This window comes from Sporosarcina sp. FA15 (assembly GCF_051550195.1).
GTDB classification, from domain to species: Bacteria; Bacillota; Bacilli; order Bacillales_A; family Planococcaceae; genus Sporosarcina; species Sporosarcina psychrophila.
In genome coordinates, this window is sequence record NZ_CP188818.1 from 2,056,718 (window position 1) to 2,075,476 (window position 18,759).

The 18,759-nt window shown below is 44.1% G+C and carries 16 protein-coding genes; all 16 read right to left on the reverse strand.

What is annotated here, in order from left to right; all coding sequences use genetic code 11:
* Positions 1–80 precede the first annotated feature (80 nt).
* The 16 genes from ACP8HG_RS09915 to ACP8HG_RS09990 all read right to left on the reverse strand — a co-directional run bounded on the left by ACP8HG_RS09915 (position 81) and on the right by ACP8HG_RS09990 (position 18,661).
* Positions 81–671 (reverse strand): dipicolinate synthase subunit B, encoded by a 591-nt coding sequence (locus ACP8HG_RS09915; RefSeq protein ID WP_187045368.1) that lies wholly within the window; start codon positions 669–671, stop codon positions 81–83.
* A 12-nt stretch (positions 672–683) separates the two neighbouring features.
* The gene (locus ACP8HG_RS09920) at positions 684–1,457 is read right to left on the reverse strand and encodes an NAD(P)-dependent oxidoreductase (protein ID WP_438298576.1); all 774 of its coding nucleotides are present in this window, start codon (positions 1,455–1,457) and stop codon (positions 684–686) included.
* Positions 1,447–1,722, reverse strand: a complete 276-nt coding sequence (locus ACP8HG_RS09925; RefSeq protein WP_067211130.1) for a YlmC/YmxH family sporulation protein — start codon at positions 1,720–1,722, stop codon at positions 1,447–1,449. Before ACP8HG_RS09925 ends, ACP8HG_RS09920 begins: the two co-directional genes overlap by 11 nt.
* Positions 1,723–1,793: 71 nt before the next feature.
* Positions 1,794–3,041 carry a M16 family metallopeptidase gene (locus ACP8HG_RS09930; RefSeq protein WP_438298577.1) on the reverse strand — a complete coding sequence of 416 codons (1,248 nt, stop codon included), beginning with the start codon at positions 3,039–3,041 and terminating at the stop codon, positions 1,794–1,796.
* A gap of 279 nt (positions 3,042–3,320) precedes the next feature.
* Positions 3,321–5,438, reverse strand: a complete 2,118-nt coding sequence (gene pnp / locus ACP8HG_RS09935) for a polyribonucleotide nucleotidyltransferase (protein ID WP_067211135.1) — start codon at positions 5,436–5,438, stop codon at positions 3,321–3,323.
* Between the two features lie 558 nt (positions 5,439–5,996).
* Complete coding sequence (gene rpsO / locus ACP8HG_RS09940) at positions 5,997–6,266, reverse strand: 30S ribosomal protein S15 (RefSeq protein ID WP_067211137.1); 270 nt, start codon at positions 6,264–6,266, stop codon at positions 5,997–5,999.
* Between the two features lie 129 nt (positions 6,267–6,395).
* Positions 6,396–7,343 (reverse strand): bifunctional riboflavin kinase/FAD synthetase, encoded by a 948-nt coding sequence (locus ACP8HG_RS09945; protein WP_187045371.1) that lies wholly within the window; start codon positions 7,341–7,343, stop codon positions 6,396–6,398.
* Positions 7,344–7,355: 12 nt separating this feature from the next.
* Positions 7,356–8,267: a tRNA pseudouridine(55) synthase TruB gene (truB, locus tag ACP8HG_RS09950; protein ID WP_340740388.1), complete on the reverse strand. Its 912-nt coding sequence runs from the start codon at positions 8,265–8,267 to the stop codon at positions 7,356–7,358.
* A 196-nt stretch (positions 8,268–8,463) separates the two neighbouring features.
* The gene (gene rbfA, locus ACP8HG_RS09955; RefSeq protein ID WP_067211145.1) at positions 8,464–8,826 is read right to left on the reverse strand and encodes a 30S ribosome-binding factor RbfA; all 363 of its coding nucleotides are present in this window, start codon (positions 8,824–8,826) and stop codon (positions 8,464–8,466) included.
* 22 nt (positions 8,827–8,848) lie between these two features.
* On the reverse strand, positions 8,849–9,127 hold the full coding sequence (locus ACP8HG_RS09960) for a DUF503 domain-containing protein (protein ID WP_067211147.1): 279 nt from the start codon (positions 9,125–9,127) through the stop codon (positions 8,849–8,851).
* Positions 9,124–11,655, reverse strand: coding sequence for a translation initiation factor IF-2 (gene infB, locus ACP8HG_RS09965; protein WP_438298578.1), 2,532 nt, complete (start codon positions 11,653–11,655; stop codon positions 9,124–9,126). Before infB ends, ACP8HG_RS09960 begins: the two co-directional genes overlap by 4 nt.
* Positions 11,603–11,980: a YlxQ family RNA-binding protein gene (locus tag ACP8HG_RS09970; RefSeq protein ID WP_067211153.1), complete on the reverse strand. Its 378-nt coding sequence runs from the start codon at positions 11,978–11,980 to the stop codon at positions 11,603–11,605. Before ACP8HG_RS09970 ends, infB begins: the two co-directional genes overlap by 53 nt.
* On the reverse strand, positions 11,977–12,255 hold the full coding sequence (gene rnpM, locus ACP8HG_RS09975; RefSeq protein WP_067211155.1) for an RNase P modulator RnpM: 279 nt from the start codon (positions 12,253–12,255) through the stop codon (positions 11,977–11,979). Before rnpM ends, ACP8HG_RS09970 begins: the two co-directional genes overlap by 4 nt.
* Positions 12,256–12,274: 19 nt before the next feature.
* Complete coding sequence (gene nusA / locus ACP8HG_RS09980) at positions 12,275–13,471, reverse strand: transcription termination factor NusA (RefSeq protein ID WP_187045374.1); 1,197 nt, start codon at positions 13,469–13,471, stop codon at positions 12,275–12,277.
* 22 nt (positions 13,472–13,493) lie between these two features.
* Positions 13,494–13,970: a ribosome maturation factor RimP gene (rimP, locus tag ACP8HG_RS09985; protein ID WP_067211160.1), complete on the reverse strand. Its 477-nt coding sequence runs from the start codon at positions 13,968–13,970 to the stop codon at positions 13,494–13,496.
* Between the two features lie 368 nt (positions 13,971–14,338).
* Positions 14,339–18,661 (reverse strand): PolC-type DNA polymerase III, encoded by a 4,323-nt coding sequence (locus tag ACP8HG_RS09990; protein ID WP_370569894.1) that lies wholly within the window; start codon positions 18,659–18,661, stop codon positions 14,339–14,341.
* Positions 18,662–18,759 lie beyond the last annotated feature (98 nt).

Sequence of the window (18,759 nt, forward strand, 5' to 3'; positions counted from 1 at the left end):
ATAAATACTTCTGTCCCTTACATCGTTAGCAGTTCATTGGAGGAATTATATCATATATCCGATTATTCTGCTCTGTATTTTTATTTTTTGTCATGAATAATTAATAACGGTTGAAGTTGTCTTTTTTCAAGAGCTGCAGCTGTAGCAGGTACCATAAGCGTGAAATCGGAGATAAGTGAATTTGGTTTTTTTACTGGATCATCTTGCCCAAAAGGGATGAAAAACACATTTTTCATATTGAGTAGCTTCATGAGGTTCATTGCGTTTAAGCCAAGTGCATCGTTTGTTGAAATACCTATAAGTACTGGACTTTCATTCCGTAACGTAGCTTTTGCAGCCATTAAGACAGGTGAATCTGTTGCCGCGTTAGCAAATCTGCTCATGGAATTCCCAGTCATCGGTGCGATAACCATACAATCGACAGGAGTTTTCGGTCCGAATGGTTCAGCTCCTACAATTGTAGAGATAACTTTTTCACCCGTTGCGGCTTCAATTCGTGCAATCCATTCTTCCCCAGTTCCGAAACGCGTTGCGGCTGTCAAAACAGAGTGAGTGATAACGGGCACAACGGTTGCTCCCGCGTCTTTTAGCGCATCAATGACTGGTATAATTTCCTCATACGTACAATGTGACGCCGTAATCCCAAGGCCTATCCTCTTTCCCTTTAGCATCGTGTTCCCCTTTCATCTTCTATACATTCTCTCGAGCGCATCCGCCAAAGCGATTGCTGCATCTACAGGAAAGTGTTTTCCCGGTAATCCGAGGAGTACTGTATAGTATTCAGATGAAAGTTGCGCCTTTAGGCAGCCCGGGGCTGACGCAAGGTCATAAATGTGCAGTCTGGGGTTCTCAGTAGCCACAAGCCATTTTGCGGGAATCGTGTTAATCAGCATTCCCTCTTTCATTGCCCAATCGTCCGTTAACTGCTCCGTCTTATATCCGTGATAACAAGCTTCACCAATCTGAGCTTCAGACCTAGCAACGACAGTCACAACAGCCCCTAAAGATGCCAATGCATGTGCTGTCGCCTTACCAACCTTGCCGAAGCCCGCCACGGAGAAAGGAGTCCCTGAAATGCACCGTTTTGTGCGCGCATAGTATTCATGGATGAATCCCTCGGCAGTCAGCTTCGCATTTTGCCAGATGAATTGCTCTTCTTTTAGATAGCAATGGAGTGACAATCCTGCCTCTCTTAGAGGCTTCAGCCATGGTTCCGAGGCGACTCCTGTATAGAGTTCCGTTCCCTCTTCTAGCAATAAAGGAGGAATTTCGTTTTTCATTTGTAAAATCGGGAAAACAATTTGCCTTGGCGAATAGTTCGCAATCACTTCACCAAGGTCATCCGAATAATGATCGGTTCCAATGTGTTGAGTGGCAAATCCTCTTTCAAACATGATGTCGCTGCAAGCCGCCAATCTGCTGTCCGTCCCTATGAAGAGCCAGTTATTATCTTTCATCGCTAGCCAACTCATCCATACTATGCGTTTTTCCGAATAGAATACGATGTTCTCCAATCAAGACAATTTCGTGCCAAGGTATGAATTCATCCGAAGGTTCTTGACGGTTCTTGAATGAAAATCGACCGAACTTCTTCTTTATTTCAAATCCGATAATATCCCCTGTTCTCCCGTTAAAAATAAGGTCGGTATCCGCCAAATAACCATAGCGGACCCCGTCCTCAACTTGAATAAGCTCCTTCTGAGCAAGTTCTGAAAGTAGCATCGTCATTCCCCTTTCCTTCGTCTCCATCCATCATATGAGATGAGCACGGGAAAACTGACTAACGCTAGCAATCATCTATTAAATTCTTTTAGAACATCCTTTGGGGCGATGATGGATGTTGCCCGTTGCCCACTAAAGATGTCGTTTGCCATTCTATAGACCTGATTTAATTCGATATTATCGATAAGAGCTACAACTTCATCGACTGATTTATGCTCCTCTAAAATGAGTTCATTTTTACCGTTGCGGTGCATCCTTGCTTCTGAACTTTCAAGACCTAGCAGGAACCCGCCTTTTAACTGCTCTTTCGCATTATGCAATTCGTTTTCTGTAACGCCTGCCGTCAATATCGATTGAATTACTTCATCAATCGTATCGGACAATTCTCTGAGATTCTCTGGGGAAGTTCCACCGTATATCATGAATGCACCCGTCGTTTTATACGCGGAGAAATAGGAATGAATTGAGTAGGCCAAACCACGTTCTTCACGGACTTCCTGAAATAGTCGCGAGGACATCGAGCCGCCTATTATACTATCCAACACAATTAACTCTGGAATTCGTTTATCGTCTACAGTAAGCCCTGTAAAGCCAATACAGATATGGGCTTGTTCAATATCTTTTTCTTTCAGCGTAATACCGCCGTGGAATTCAGGTAAAGCTACTTGTGTCGACTGTTCAATCTTCTCGTCCTTTTTGAATGAACCGAATTGAACTTCAATCAGCTGTATTAATCGATTGTCATAGTTGCCAGCTACTGAAATAACAACTTGATCAGGCGTATACGTGCGACCCATGAAGTCATCTATCATTTTGCGGTTGAACGTATTGATTGTCGATTCATCACCGAGAACTGGTTTACCAATCGGTTGTTCTGGAAACATAACGCTCCATAACCGTTCGTCTACATCATCATCCGGTGCATCTTCGACTGCTGCAATTTCATCAAGGACAATCGACTTTTCTTTCTCAATTTCTGCTTCATCAAACGTCGAATTGAAAAACATATCCGTTAAGATGGATAGCGCGCGAGGTGCCTGGTGTCCGAGTACCGTCGTGTAATAACAAGTCATCTCTTTCGATGTGAAGGCGTTAACGTCTCCGCCAATCCGATCAAATTCCTCTGCTATCGTGCGCGCACTTCGTGATGGCGTTCCTTTAAAGAGCATATGTTCAATAAAATGAGCGATTCCAGCTTCTGATTCCATCTCATCTCCTGAACCTGCACCTACCCATATCCCTAATGCAACCGAGCGTACATGCGGCATTTTTTCATGGACGATTCTGACGCCATTTCGGCATACATGTGTTTCTATCATTCTTGGAATCCCCCTTTTAAACTCTATTCTATTTTTATAGTATATTTGATGGATGAAGAAAAGCGCAAGCGGACCGAGTTAGAGAACTCAGCTTAAGTTCACCACAAGAGGAAGGCAGTCTAAAGTCGCCGCGTCCTGCGACACCAAGGAGGGATGCAGTTCAATCCCTCCCGATTGACTTATGACCCGAGCGTGTGGTCGCTAGAGACTGGACAATGAAGAAAAAGCCCCTCATCTTCACTTGAAGAGGGGCTTTCCATTCTAGTGCTGTATGTCGATTCAGCTATTCGCTTTTTCAGCTGCTTCTTTTTCTTCAAGAATGACAATTTTTCTAGACAAGTTAACGCGTCCTTGGTTATCAACTTCAGTTACTTTTACGAACATTTCATCGCCCATTTTCAAGACATCTTCAACCACTTTAGTCCGCTCTTCTGCAATTTCAGAAACGTGGAGCAGTCCGTCTTTACCTGGGAATAGTTCAAGGAAGGCACCGAATTTCTCAATGCGTTTCACTTTCGCCATATAGTATTCGCCAACTTTTGCTTCGCGAACGATATTCTCAATCATCGCTTTCGCTTTGGTATTCATTTCATTGTTTGGAGAAGAGATATAAATCGTACCATCTTGTTCAGTATCGATTTTAACATTCGTCTCTTCGATGATCTTGTTGATGACTTTTCCGCCTGGCCCAATTACGTCACGAATCTTGTCTGGATTGATTTTGATAACGATAATTTTCGGAGCATATTCTGAAAGCTCTTCACGCGGTCCTGAAATTGCTGTGATCATATGGTTTAAAATTTTCAAGCGACCTACTTTTGCTTGTGTCAATGCTTCTTCCAAGATTTCACGTGAAAGACCATCGATTTTAATATCCATTTGAAGCGCAGTGATTCCTTTGTCAGTTCCTGCTACTTTGAAGTCCATATCGCCAAGATGATCTTCCATCCCTTGAATATCGGAAAGAACAGAGTAGTTGTCCCCTTTTTTCACAAGACCCATTGCGATACCCGCAACTGGAGCTTTAAGTGGAACACCCGCATCTAACATGGCCATTGTTGACGCACAGATCGATGCTTGTGAAGATGAACCGTTTGACTCGAGTACTTCAGCTACTAGACGAATTGTGTACGGGAAATCAGTATCATTCGGGATAACCGCTGATAATGCGCGTTCCCCAAGTGCACCGTGCCCAATTTCACGACGTCCTGGTCCACGGATTGGACCCGTTTCACCAACACTGAAGTTCGGGAAGTTATAATGGTGCATGAAACGTTTTGTTTCTTCAAGACCAAGACCATCGATGATTTGTACTTCACCAAGGGCTCCAAGTGTACAAACACTAAGCGCTTGCGTTTGTCCGCGAGTAAAGAGACCTGAACCGTGCGTACGTGGCAAGATGCCTACTTCAGATGCAAGTGGACGAATTTCGTCAAGGCCACGGCCATCAGGACGGATTTTTTCATCCGTAATAAGGCGACGTACTTCTTCTTTAACCATATAATCCAAAACGCCTTTTACTTGTTTCATCGTCGCATCGTCCGCTTCGTTTTCTTTGTAGCGTTCGATTACTTCGTTTTTCACTGCATTGATAGCATCTTCACGCGCATGCTTCTCAACAGTTTGGATTGCATTAACAAGATCGGTTTCACAGCTATTTTTAATATCGGACATAATTGTTTCATCCAATGTGAATAGTGCAACTTCCGTTTTCGCTTTGCCGACTTCAGCAATGATTTTTTCTTGGAATTCAATCAGTTTAATGATTTCACCGTGTCCGAACATAATTGCTTCAAGAATGATATCTTCCGCAACTTCTTGTGCGCCTGCTTCAACCATGTTGATCGCATCTTTCGTACCAGCGACAACAAGGTCAAGTTCACTCTTCTCCAATTGTGCCGGTGTTGGGTTAACGATGAATTTCCCGTCGATTAATCCAATTTGAATACCAGCGATTGGTCCTTCGAAAGGAATGTCAGAAATCGACAATGCAAGTGAAGAACCGAGCATTGCTGCCATTTCAGATGAACAATCTTGATCAACTGACATAACAAGTGAAATAACTTGTACATCATTGCGGAACCCGTCTGCGAATAAAGGACGGATTGGACGGTCGATTAGTCGGCTCGTTAAGACCGCTTTTTCTGATGGACGTCCTTCACGTTTAATGAAGCCACCTGGAATTTTCCCAACAGCATACATGCGTTCTTCATAATTCACTGTAAGAGGGAAGAAATCTAATCCTCGTGAATTTTTAGAAGATGTTGCAGTTGAAAGTACTGTTGTTTCCCCGTAGCGTACAAGTACTGCTCCGTTAGCCTGTTTAGCAAGTTGTCCCGTTTCAATTGTCAACGGTCGTCCTGCCCAATCTAGTGTATAAACTTTTTTCTCGGTCATAATTGAACCCCTCTCCATATCCCAGCCTCGACTGTATACGTGTATGTACTTAGTAGTAGTGTAAGTGATAGCGCTCAGTGAACACAAGTTTTTATCATCATTAACCGTCATCATGGCACATTTGTACAGTATACCACTTTATTGTGGTTTCTAGTATAGAATGGGCGAAATTAGTGGTGTTATGGACTTTTTTGTAGGAAATGAAACACGGAAGTAAAGGACATAAAGAATTCCTGCAATCTGCCTCGCCGCCAGTCTTAGGGCGGGAGACTGCCACCTACTAATACAACACCACTGTGAATGCATAAGCATGTCGTAGTGCTTTATGTTCAAAGTAAAGGCATTGACATGGTTTTTTACGAGTAAGTTCATGGCGAGCATAATAGGGCTAGTGCCGGTCATAATCGAAGCCATGGCGAGCATAACAGGCCTCATGCCGGTCATAACCGCGCCCATGGCGAGCATAATAGGGCCCATGGCAGTCATAACAAGTTAAACGCAATTAAAAATACGCACAAAAAAAAGCGGGCACGAGGCCCACTTTCGATAGTCATCTTATTAACGGCGAAGGCCGAGTTTAGCAATAAGATCACGGTAACGCTGAACTTCATTGTCTCGTAAGTATCTCAAAAGTCTTTTACGAGTTCCGATCATTTTGTAAAGACCACGACGTGAGTGGTTGTCTTTCTTATGAAGACGGAAATGTTCTGTCAGGTTATTGATCTCTTCTGTAAGGACAGCGATTTGTACATCTGCTGATCCAGTATCAGTATCATGAATTTTGTATTCACTGATCAATTCATTTTTACGTTCTTGTGTGATAGCCATCTTCTTCACCTCCATATAGTAAGATATCCCCGGTTCCCGAGCAAGCGTTGGTGATTCGCGATGCCAAGGAATGGTTTGTGCACATTGGCACGTATTTATAGTACCACGCCTATTTTGGAAATGCAACAATCATCCTCGTACTGCTAGAATCTCTTGTGCGCTTTTTTTGTCTTTGGCGATCTGTTCGACAAGCAGATCAATGGAACCGAATTTTTGCTCAGGACGGATATGTCCCACCCAGTCTACAAATGCTTCTTTACCATAGAGATCTCCGGTAAAATCGAGTACATGCACTTCTACGACGGCCTGTCTATCACTTGGATCATGGAACGTCGGTTTAACGCCAACATTACACACACCTTCATATGTTTGTTCATCCACAGTAAAACGCACTGCATAGACGCCATTTGCAGGCAACACTGTACTTTTCTCTGGCATAACGTTGGCAGTGGGGAATCCGAGCAGCCTTCCTCTTTTCTCGCCGTCAACGACTATACCCACTGTCCGGAAAGGTCTGCCAAGAAGCAATTCTGTCTCTTCAACATTACCTTTAGACAAAAGCTCACGAATCCGTGTTGAGGAAATCTTTTGCTCATTATCTGTTACTTTTTCAATAACAGTTGTACCGAATGCCCCGTCTGACAAAGCAGCCATCTGCTCCATGGTGCCCGCGCCCTTCGAACCGAATGTAAAATCAAACCCTGCAGTAACATGCAAAACATGTAGTTCCTTCAAGAAAATATCCACGAATTGCTTAGGCGAAAGCGAAGCAAGTGCCCAGTCAAACGTTACGATGAACAAAGCATCGATCCCCATTGCACTAAGTAGCCTAGCTTTTTCCTTATACTGCGTAATATAACCTACCTTATTTTCACCATCACCAAATAAATGAGAGGGATGCGGATCGAATGTCATAACAGCCGAGCGGATACCTAGTTCTTCGGCCTTTCTTTTCGCTTCGTTGATCACTGTCTGATGACCTCTATGCAAGCCGTCAAAGAAACCAATCGCAAGGGAGTAATTCGCATCATCGTCAATCGTAATTGTTTCTGGATAATGCAATTTGTAGATGTCCATTAGTATCGCCCCTTACCTGTTCAATGGAAACATCTTTTCAGGCTTCATAAGACCAAGCTTGGTAGGATGCTTCCTGTATACTGCAAGTGCCTTGCCTTCATTCATAAACACGAGTGCCTCTTCCGTGTCCAGCAGTGGATGCTCCGGCAACACTTGTCCATTTTCTACTTTCTCCAGAAGCTCCTCAGGGATTTCAATCGCAGTAAAATCACTTAGTGCATCTTCAAGCGGACGAAGTATCGAGGCTATTTGCCCTTCTTCTTGAAGAGCCCTCACTTCATCCAATGTACGGCAATCGTCCTGCACGTACGTTCCTGACGATGTACGGACTAATGCGGCCATATGCGCCGGGAAACCCAGTAGCTCCCCTATTTGGACTGCAAGCGTGCGGATGTACGTTCCTTTGCCGCAAGCAACTCGGATGCGGAATGAAACTGTTTCACCTTCATACCATTGTACAGGATCCAACAATTCGATTTCACGAATGAACACTTTCCGTTCAGGCCTTTCAACTTCAATGCCTTTTCGAGCATATTCATATAACTTTTTACCATTCACTTTTACAGCAGAATACATCGGTGGAATTTGGACGATTTCGCCTGTCAATTTGGCGAGCGCTGCTTCAATTTCCGTTCGAGTGATATGTTTCGGTGATAAATCCGAAGCTACGACTGCTCCATCCGCATCTTCCGTTTCAGTTGCAGTCCCAATGGATACAACCGCAATATATTCTTTGCCAGAATCTGTTATATATTCAGCGACCTTTGTTGCCTGTCCTAGACAAATCGGCAATACGCCCTCTACGCTTGGATCAAGTGTACCGGTATGTCCCACTTTTTTCGTACCGAGAATCTTCCGCAACTTGAATACACAATCATGCGAAGTCATTCCTTTTTCCTTCCACAGGGGAAGTATTCCATTCATACACGCCACCACCTTCACAATTCTTACTATATGTAAAAAGGAGGAAGCCGGAAAGTCCTTGTGGACACCGACTTCCTCCTTTTTGTTACTGGTTAGTCTCCAGGTACCAGATGCTAGGGTCATAAATCAGTCCAGCTCTGCGGATAGTACCCCGCGACGCTGGCCCGCTTTATGCCCGTCGCATCTTAGCGGCACCCTACTCTTTTTCTACTTCATTGTCTTCGTTTTTCACCTGTTTAAGAAGTGATTCGATTCGAGTTCCGTATGCAACGGAAGTATCGTATTCGAACTTAAGTTCAGGTGTTATCCGAAGCCTGATTCGTTGGCCGATTTCAGTACGAATATATCCTTTCGCCTGATTCAGCCCTCTTAGCGTATCCTTTTTTTCCGAATCTTTTCCAAGAACAGAAATGTAAATCGTTGCATGTTGAAGATCACCAGTCACCTCGACATCAGTTACTGTAACAAAACCGATTCGTGGATCTTTAATTTTTTGACCGATGATTTCACCAAGCTCTTTTTTCATCTGCTCTGCAACACGATTAGCACGCATTGTCATGGATGGTCACCCCAATCCCGTTTTAATAATAGTCGAGCGTTAAGTTGGACAATTCCCATTCTGGATTTGACTCCAATAGTCGGATTGCCCGCCTCACCTCACGCTCAGCTGCATCTTTTGATGAGGCAACAGCAACAAGAGCGATTGTTGTTCGTTGCCACAGATCCTGATGATCTAGTTCTGAGATGGAGACATTATAGTCATTTTTGACTCTGTCCGTCATCCGTTTTAAAACAGACCGCTTCTCTTTCAATGAAGCCGCCTCCGGAATGAAGAATGAACATTCCGCATAGACAATCATACTCGTTTAATTTCTTCCATGATGAAGGCTTCGATAACGTCGTCTACATGTATATCGTCAAAGTTTTTGATTGTAATTCCACATTCATAGCCTTTTGCTACTTCTTTTGCATCGTCTTTAAAGCGTTTCAATGTATCTATTTCGCCTTCGAAGATGACGATGTTGTCGCGAACGATACGAACGCTTGAATCACGAGTAATCTTACCGCTCGTCACATAGCTTCCCGCAATCGTTCCGATTTTAGACACTTTAATTGTTTCGCGTACTTCAACTTGGCCGATAACTTTTTCTTCGTATTCAGGGTCAAGCATACCCTTCATTGCCAATTCGATTTCTTCAATCACTTTATAGATGACACGGTGTTGTCTGATTTCAACGCCTTCTTCTTCAGCCGCGCGTTTCGCGTTGACATCTGGACGAACGTTGAATCCAATAACGATAGCATTTGATGCAGCAGCAAGTGAAATATCAGATTCATTAATCGCGCCAGCACCTGTGTGGATGATTTTAACGTTGACGCCTTCAACTTCAATTTTCATAAGAGAAGATGCCATCGCTTCAACCGTACCTTGTACGTCTGCTTTTACGATTAAGTTCAATTCTTTGATTTCGCCTTGTTTCATATGATCAAACAAGTTATCAAGTGTTACACGTGTTTTCTCAACGCGTTGATCTTGCAGCGCTTCACCAGCTCTAGTTTCCCCGATTTGGCGTGCTGTTTTCTCGTCTTCAAAGACAACAAAACGATCTCCAGCTTGAGGTACATCGCTTAACCCAGTAATTTCAATCGGTGTAGATGGGCCAGCTTCTTTCACGCGGCGTCCAATGTCACTTACCATCGCACGTACACGACCATATGTGTTACCAACTACGATTGGATCACCTACACGAAGCGTTCCGTCTTGTACAAGAAGCGTTGCAACAGCACCGCGACCTTTATCAAGAGAAGCTTCAATAACACTTCCGCGTGCGCGGATGTTTGGATCAGCTTTTAGTTCAGCGACTTCGGCAACAAGAAGAACCATTTCAATCAACTGGTCAATTCCTTCGCCTTTTAATGCTGAGATTGGTACGAAAATTGCATCTCCGCCCCATGCTTCAGCAACAAGTCCTTGGTCTGTTAATTCTTGCATAACACGGTCTGGATTTGCAGAAGGCTTATCCATCTTATTCACTGCAACGATAATCGGAACTTCAGCCGCTTTCGCATGGTTGATTGCTTCGATTGTTTGTGGCATAACACCATCATCCGCTGCTACAACAAGAATCGTAATATCAGTCACTTTCGCACCGCGTGCACGCATCGTTGTGAACGCCGCGTGACCTGGTGTATCAAGGAATGTTATTTTCTTGCCCTTTTCTTCGATTTGGTAGGCACCAATATGCTGTGTGATACCGCCCGCTTCGCCTTGTGTAACTTTCGTATTACGAATCGAGTCTAGAAGTGTCGTTTTACCGTGGTCAACATGCCCCATGATTGTAACGACTGGAGGACGTTCAATTGAAGCAATAGCTGTTTCTTCATGCTCCTCAAAGTACGTTTCAAGATCAGTTACATCGATACGAATTTCTTCTTCTACTTCAACTTCATAATCTGCGCAGATGAGTTCAATCGCATCTTTGTCCAATTCTTGGTTGATTGTAGCCATGATACCAAGCATGAAGAGTTTTTTGATGATTCCAGACGGTTCCCGGCCTAGTTTGTTCGCTAGTTCAGCAACTGACAGTGATTCGTAGAAAGTGATTTTTTCCGGTAACGGTTTTTCCACTTTTGGAATCGGGTTCGCTGGACGATATCTTCTACGCCCTTGGTTTATACCACGTGCCGGTGGACGTCCACCGCGACCGCCACCTGGACGACTTGGACCTCCGCCACCTGGGCGTCCGCCTTGTCCACTTGGTGCGCCTTGTGCTGGACGGTTGCCACCTGTTGAACCTTGCGCTGGGCGATTGCTACCCGTTGAGCTTTGCGCTGGACGGTTGCCGCCTGTTGAACTTTGTGCTGGACGGTTGCCACCTGTTGAGCTTTGTGATGGGCGATTGCCACCTGTTGAGCTTTGTGATGGACGGTTGCCACCTGTTGAACTTTGTGCTGGACGGTTGCCACCTGTTGAGCTTTGTGATGGGCGATTGCCACCTGTTGAGCTTTGTGATGGGCGGTTGCCACCTGTTGAGCTTTGTGATGGACGGTTGCCGCCTGTTGAGCTTTGTGATGGGCGATTGCCGCCTGTTGAGCCTTGTGATGGGCGATTGCCGCCTGTTGAGCCTTGCGCTGGGCGATTGCCGCCTGTCGAACCTTGTGATGGTTTTGGAGCCATTTTTTGTTCAGCACCCTTCGTTTCTACTTTTGGCGCACTTGGTTTAGTGACATTGCCACTGAATTTACTATTCAGCTTTGTAATCGAATCATTATCTAATGTCGACATATGATTTGTAACACTTACATTTATCTTTCCAAGCTCATCAATAACTTCTTTACTCGTCCGATTCACTTGTTTCGCGTATTCGTGTACTCGTATTTTCGTCATTAGTCCACCCCCGGTTATATTCGTTGAGTAGCCCGGACACCTTTTTAGCAAAACCGCTGTCCGTTAGCGCAAGCACCACTCGCGACTCTTTTCCAACTGCATGTCCAAGCTCTTCTCGAGTCCCGAAAACATGCTTCTCAACGTTGTAAAATGCACTTTTATCAGTTAATTTCTTCAATGTATTTTTAGATGCGTCTTCTGAAATAATTACAAGACGTGCTTTGCCGGCACGAATTTCCCGAACAACCAAATCTTCACCCATAATAAGCATTCTTGCCCGCGCCGCCATGCCAAGCATTTGATAAATCTTTTTCGGATCTGTCATTTTAATGCCTCCCGGCGGATCGCGTGGAGAAGATCCTCAAATACCTGTTCAGGTACGGCCGTTCCAAGTTGACTTTCAATCGATCTGTTACGGCGCGCGGATTCAACTGCTTCTTCGGATTTTGACACATATGTCCCGCGGCCTGATTTCTTGCCAGTGAGATCGACTGAAACTTCCCCTTCTTTCGGGCGGACGATGCGAATCATTTCCTTTTTGGGAAACATATTGCCTGTCGCCGCACATTTACGCAAAGGAATTTTTTTCATGTTTGTCATGTGTGCTCAACCTTTCCTCTCAGTCTTCGTTTTCCGTATCCGTATACAGATCGATTGTTTCAGTTCCAACGTCTTCTGTTACTTCATCTTCAACGAAGTACGGGTCGCTTTCGTTCGCGTCCCCATCCAACTGGACTTGTTCTATGATTAACGCACTAGTGGCTGACGGATAAATCCCAAGTTCGCGTGCATCCGTTTCGCTCTTAATGTCGATTTTCCAACCAGTCATCTTGGCAGCAAGTCTAGCGTTTTGACCACGTTTCCCGATAGCAAGTGACAATTGATAGTCAGGTACAACAACCGTTGTCGATCGATCTTCTTCATTTACCTGAACGTCAATTACTTTTGAAGGACTCAGTGCATTTGCTACGAATATAGCTGGATCCTCTGACCATTCGACGATATCGATTTTCTCGCCATTTAGTTCATTTGAAATCGATTGAACCCGTGCACCTCTTGCGCCTACACATGAACCAACCGGATCTACTGCATCATTATTCGTATGAACTGAAATTTTAGAACGATCTCCCGCTTCTCGTGCAATCGATTTGATTTCAACGATACCTTCAAAGATTTCAGGAACCTCAACTTCAAACAGTCTGCGAAGAAGTCCTGGATGTGTTCTTGATACGAACACTTGCGGACCACGTGATGTACGTTCAACTTTTGTAATATAGACTTTGATACGATCATGGGGTTGATACTTTTCTGTCGGGATCTGTTCCCCTACTGGTAAAACAGCTTCGACTTTCCCAAGACCAACATACAAATTTCGTGCGTCAAGGCGTTCAACAATACCGTTGACGATATCATCTTCCCTATCGACGTACTCTTCATAGATGATGCCACGTTCCGCTTCCCTCACACGCTGCGTAACAACTTGCTTCGCAGTTTGTGCTGCAACACGACCAAAGTCGCGTGGCGTCACTTCTTCTTCAACAACATCTTCAAGTTCATAAGATGGGTTGATTTTATGTGCATCTTCAAGACTGATTTGTAGACGCTCATCTTCGACTTCTTCGACAACGTCTTTTCTTGAATAAACTTTCATTGTTCCTTTATCAAGGTTCAAGTCAACGCGCACATTTTGTGCCTGATTAAAATTGCGTTTATATGCGGTTACAAGTGCCGCTTCGATTGCTTCCACTAATACGTCCCTAGAAATACCTTTTTGCTTTTCTAAGGCTGTCAATGCATCGAGTAGATCACTACTCATGTTAATCACTCCTACTATTCAATTATGCGGAAAAGTCGATTGCCAAACGGGCAAGTGCGATTTTATCCAGTTCGATTACAACTTTTATTTTTCTAGTCTTAATGCGCATTTCAACTTCAGCGCCTTCAGGACCATATGCCAATAAATAACCTTCGAACTCTTTCATATCTTTAATGGCTTCGTACGTTTTAATGAATACGAACTGTCCAATCGCTTTTTGAAAATCTTCTTCCTTCTTCAACGGACGCTCTGCGCCTGGTGAAGACACTTCAAGAAAGTAGTTTTGCGGAATTGGATCAGTACGGTCAAGCTCTTCACTCAACTTTTCACTAACTTGAGAGCACTGATCAATATCGATGCTTCCGTTAGGTGTATCAATATAGACCCGTAAAAACCAGTCTCTTCCTTCTTTAACGAACTCTACATCGACAAGTTCCAATTCTAGTTCCTCTACAATTGGACCGGCGATTTTTGCGACTTCTTCCGTAATATTACTCATCTTAGCCCTCCCGAAATATTAATCAAATACGCCTCGGCGTATTTGCGCCAAGATTAGGTAGATTTAATTCACTACAAAATCTGTGGCATCCGCCGGAGGCTCTAACTTTATTTGATGAAAGCCTGAACTTCTACCAAATAAAATTAAAAAACAGTACAGAACAACAGAAAAGAGCGGGAAATCCCACTCTTTTTGCGCAAGACTATTACAAAAGTTGTTCCCATCATACCATACGATATTTGCTGGTGCAAACAAACCGAACAAGAAGAGTTCGGTTTGTTTGCATAATTCCAGCTTCCTTTGCGGGGATTATACAATAGATGTTAAACAACGCTACATATTGTATTTCGAAAAACCCAGCAAAAATCCTAGAAGAGGGACAGCTGATTCGCATCAGGCATACCTTCCAAACAACCTAATGCGTCCATATACTCGACAATTGTCTTCGAAACACGGCCGCGCTGTTGGAAATCTTCTTTCGAAAGAAATTCTCCGTCTTTCCTTGCTTCAACAATTGAATTCGCAACGTTCGTTCCAAGAGAAGGAACTGAATTAAATGGCGGAATCAGTGTATCGCCTTCAATAAGGAATGTTGTTGCGTCGGATTTATACAAATCTGGTCTTGCCAATGAAATACCGCGCTCCCACATTTCCAGCGCAATTTCAAGTACCGTGAGCAAGCTCTTTTCTTTCGGCGTTGCATCAAGCCCTTTTGCATTAATCTCTTTAACTTGCGCTCTAACCGACGCAGACCCCTTCGTCATCGTCAGTAGATCGAAGTCCGTTGCCCGTATTGTGAAGTATGTTGCATAGTACAGAATTGGATGATGCACTTTGAAGTATGCGATGCGTAGCGCCATCAATACATAGGCAGCTGCGTGTGCTTTCGGGAACATGTATTTAATCTTTTTACAAGATTCAATGTACCAGTTAGGTACGCTTTGAGCTTTCATTTCCGCTTCAAACTCCGGTGTCAACCCGCGGCCTTTACGGACAAATTCCATAATCTGAAAGGCCATCGACGGATCTAGCCCTTGATAGATCAGGTACACCATAATATCATCACGACAACCAATAACGTCTTTCAATTCGCAAGTTTTGTTCTGAATCAATTCCTGGGCGTTGCCGAGCCAAACGTCCGTACCATGAGACAATCCGGAAATTTGAATCAGTTCCGAAAACGTCGATGGCTTCGTTTCTTCAAGCATCTGCCGTACGAATCTTGTCCCAAACTCAGGCACACCAAGCGTACCCGTCTTACAACCGATTTGCTCCGGAGTGACGCCAAGCGAAGTTGTACCGCTGAATAATTCCATGACGCCTTTATCATCCGGTGGAATCGTAAGTGGATCAATGCCGGATAAATCCTGCAACATTTTAATCATTGTCGGATCATCATGACCAAGAATATCGAGTTTCAACAAGTTATTGTCAATGGAATGGAAGTCAAAATGAGTCGTCTTCCAACTCGAATTCAAATCATTCGCCGGAAACTGAATGGGTGTAAAATCGAATATATCCATATCATCCGGAACAACGATAATTCCACCGGGATGCTGCCCCGTATTCCTTTTAACGCCTGAACAACCTTGTACCAGTCGATCAATTTCAGCGCCACGGAAGTTCAAATTATTATCATTCATATAGCCGCGTACATAGCCATAGGCGGTCTTCTCAGCGACTGTTCCAATCGTCCCTGCACGATAAACAAAATCTTCACCGAACAGTTCCTTCGTATAATTATGAGCATGTGCTTGATAATCACCACTGAAGTTGAGGTCAATATCGGGAACTTTATCCCCATTAAATCCAAGGAAAGTTTCAAACGGGATATCCTGACCATCTTTTTTGAATGGCGTTTCGCATGTTGGGCACATTTTGTCTGGAAGATCGTAGCCAGAACTGACAGATCCATCATCGAAAAACTCGGCTACCTTACAGGTCGGACAAATATAATGTGGCGGCATTGGATTTACTTCGGTGATTTCCATCATCGTAGCAACAAGCGACGAACCGACAGACCCCCGAGACCCAACCAGATACCCTTCATCTAGCGATTTCTTCACGAGTTTATGCGAAATAAGGTAGATAACCGCAAAGCCGTGACCAATAATCGATTTTAGTTCTTTTTCAATACGTGCTTCGATGATTTCCGGCAATTGCTCACCATAGATTCCGTGCGCCATTGAATACGTCAGTTCACGTACTTCTTCATCCGCACCTTCGATTGTAGGGGTATAAAGATCATCTTTGATTGGCTTTACGTTACCGATTCTTTCTAAAATTGCATGCGGGTTGTCGATGACTATTTCTTCCGCGACTTCTTGACCTAGAAACGCAAACTCTTCCAGCATCTCATCCGTCGTCCGGAATTGGACCGCCGGTAGCGAATGCCTGTTCATCGGATTGGCTCCACCTTGTGATCTGACAAGTACTTGGCGGAATGTTGCATCCGTTTCATCAATGTAATGGACATTTCCAGTTGCACAAACGGGTAAACCAACCTTTTTTCCAAGCTTGATTAGTTTCCGCATTATGTCTTCCATATTCCACTCATCGCGAATCAATTCAAGTTCAAGCAAATGCGAATAAACTGGTTTGGGATGGACTTCAAGGTAATCATAAAACTTCGCAATTTCCTCTACTTCTTCCATCGGTTTCTGCATAAGCCCCTCGAACACTTCACCTTTATCACAACCAGAGCCAACAAGCAGCCCTTTACGGTATTTAACTAGCAATGAACGCGGAATACGCGGAATACGGTAGAAATAATCCATATGTGAGTACGAAACAAGTTTGAACAGGTTTTTCAATCCTTCATCATCCACCGCTAAAAGTGTACAATGCGATGGACGGGACCGTTTGTAGACGTCACCTTCACCAATATGGCGGTTAAAGTCATCCAAGTATTCGATGCCTTTGCTTTCCGCATCTTTTAACAAACGAAGGAACAGATGTGCAGTCGCTTCGGTATCATAGATTGCTCGGTGAGCCTGAGTCAGTTCGATTCCGAACTTTTTCGCTAACGTACCAAGCCTGTGATTACCCATTTCTGGGTACAAGAAGCGGGCCAGTTCGAGCGTATCGATAACCGGATAGGCCGCGGCTTCCAAGTCCGCCTTTTTACATGCTTGATAAAAGAAGCCCATATCGAATTTCGCATTATGAGCAACAAGAATCGAATCGCCAATAAATTCGACGAAATCTTTCGTGACATCCTCAATTTCCGGTGCATTTTTTACCATTTCGTCGGTAATTCCCGTCAATCTGGTCGTTGTCGATGATAGCGGATGATGCGGATTTGAGAATCTTTCGAACGTCTCAATAATCTCACCATTTTTCACTCTGACTGCAGCCAGCTCGATGATTCTGTCATACACTGCTGAAAGCCCTGTCGTCTCAACGTCAAATACAACAAATGAATCATCTTCAAGCTTTCTATGCTGTTCATCAAAAACGATAGGCACTCCGTCATCAACTAGATTTGCTTCTAGTCCGAAAATGACTTTCACACCATGTTTTTTCCCAGCGTTATACGCCTCTGGAAATGATTGAACGTTCGCGTGATCTGTAATTGCGATTGCGGGGTGTCCCCATTTCGCCGCTTGTTCAACAAGTGCAGATGCAGATACAACGGCATCCATCTGACTCATCGTCGTGTGTGCATGCAGTTCAATCCGTTTTCGGTCCTTCGGCGCCTTGTCTTGTCTGATAATAGGAGACACTTCCATAACGTCTTGAGCCATCATAATAAGATCCCGTACGAACGTATCGTTTTGGATACCGCCGCGGGCTCGAATCCATGTCCCTTTTTTCAGCGCCTTCATCATTTCCGCATCTTCGTTATCACGCGAGAACATTTTAACAAGAATTGAATCCGTGTAATCTGTTACTTTAATCGTCAACAGTGAGCGTCCACTCCGCAGTTCACGAACATCCGTATCAAACACATAGCCTTCTATTGTCACGCGACGTTCTTCGTCCTGAATTTGCTGAATTTCGAGCATAGGCTCATCTGGTTTAATTGGCGTTCCGAGACGGAATGGTCCAGATACAGTGCCACTTTCTTTCTGGGATGTTTCCCTTAGTTTTAAATCTTCAAGCGCTTTTTTACCATACGCTTCCTCTTCCGCTAGCCGTTGCGCCATAAATGCTTCACGGGCAGCTTCCGCTCCGCTATCTTCATCTGTCAATTTGAAATCGACGACAGGCCGCGGAAATCCGAATGATGTATACACATCCGTGATGAGTCCAGCATATTTGCCTTTCATCATTTGTAGTTCCAAATCATTCGTACAAGAAAGCGTCATTTTACCACCCGTCATGACCGGCTTTTGTCCAATAAGAAGTTCTCTGATTGGCGGAGACATATCACTCAACTCTTCGATGATAAATGGCCAATAATCCGTTAGTAATTGCCCATCTACTTCCTGGTTTCTGGATGTAATATGAAGCTTAACCCTCGCAATTGCCGCAAATGTTTTATTGATACGTTGCGAAAACACTGTATAGACATCTACTGGTAATGGCTTGTCGAGCGTTAAATTAAATTGCCACACTCTTGATTTTCGGTGAATGTTCACACGGTTAAGTTCCGCATGTTCAAAGTGAATGACATATTGATCATCTGTCATCTCGATTTGTTGCAGCAAGATATATAGTTTATTTATAGCGTCCATAAGCCTCTCCAATCCTTCATCAGTAAGAAAAGCGCAAGGCGCCGTCTGGACGCGACAGGCATAAGTCGATCCAGGGACGTGGCGCTCTTTGCCACATAGCTGGATTGCTT

Coding starts and splice junctions, on each gene's coding strand:
- ACP8HG_RS09915 (WP_187045368.1), bottom strand. CDS start 671: ATGCTAAAGGGAAAGAGGATAGGCCTTGGGATTACGGCGTCACATTGT.
- ACP8HG_RS09920 (WP_438298576.1), bottom strand. CDS start 1,457: ATGAAAGATAATAACTGGCTCTTCATAGGGACGGACAGCAGATTGGCG.
- ACP8HG_RS09925 (WP_067211130.1), bottom strand. CDS start 1,722: ATGCTACTTTCAGAACTTGCTCAGAAGGAGCTTATTCAAGTTGAGGAC.
- ACP8HG_RS09930 (WP_438298577.1), bottom strand. CDS start 3,041: ATGATAGAAACACATGTATGCCGAAATGGCGTCAGAATCGTCCATGAA.
- pnp (WP_067211135.1), bottom strand. CDS start 5,438: ATGACCGAGAAAAAAGTTTATACACTAGATTGGGCAGGACGACCGTTG.
- rpsO (WP_067211137.1), bottom strand. CDS start 6,266: ATGGCTATCACACAAGAACGTAAAAATGAATTGATCAGTGAATACAAA.
- ACP8HG_RS09945 (WP_187045371.1), bottom strand. CDS start 7,343: ATGGACATCTACAAATTGCATTATCCAGAAACAATTACGATTGACGAT.
- truB (WP_340740388.1), bottom strand. CDS start 8,267: ATGAATGGAATACTTCCCCTGTGGAAGGAAAAAGGAATGACTTCGCAT.
- rbfA (WP_067211145.1), bottom strand. CDS start 8,826: ATGACAATGCGTGCTAATCGTGTTGCAGAGCAGATGAAAAAAGAGCTT.
- ACP8HG_RS09960 (WP_067211147.1), bottom strand. CDS start 9,127: ATGATTGTCTATGCGGAATGTTCATTCTTCATTCCGGAGGCGGCTTCA.
- infB (WP_438298578.1), bottom strand. CDS start 11,655: ATGACGAAAATACGAGTACACGAATACGCGAAACAAGTGAATCGGACG.
- ACP8HG_RS09970 (WP_067211153.1), bottom strand. CDS start 11,980: ATGACAGATCCGAAAAAGATTTATCAAATGCTTGGCATGGCGGCGCGG.
- rnpM (WP_067211155.1), bottom strand. CDS start 12,255: ATGACAAACATGAAAAAAATTCCTTTGCGTAAATGTGCGGCGACAGGC.
- nusA (WP_187045374.1), bottom strand. CDS start 13,471: ATGAGTAGTGATCTACTCGATGCATTGACAGCCTTAGAAAAGCAAAAA.
- rimP (WP_067211160.1), bottom strand. CDS start 13,970: ATGAGTAATATTACGGAAGAAGTCGCAAAAATCGCCGGTCCAATTGTA.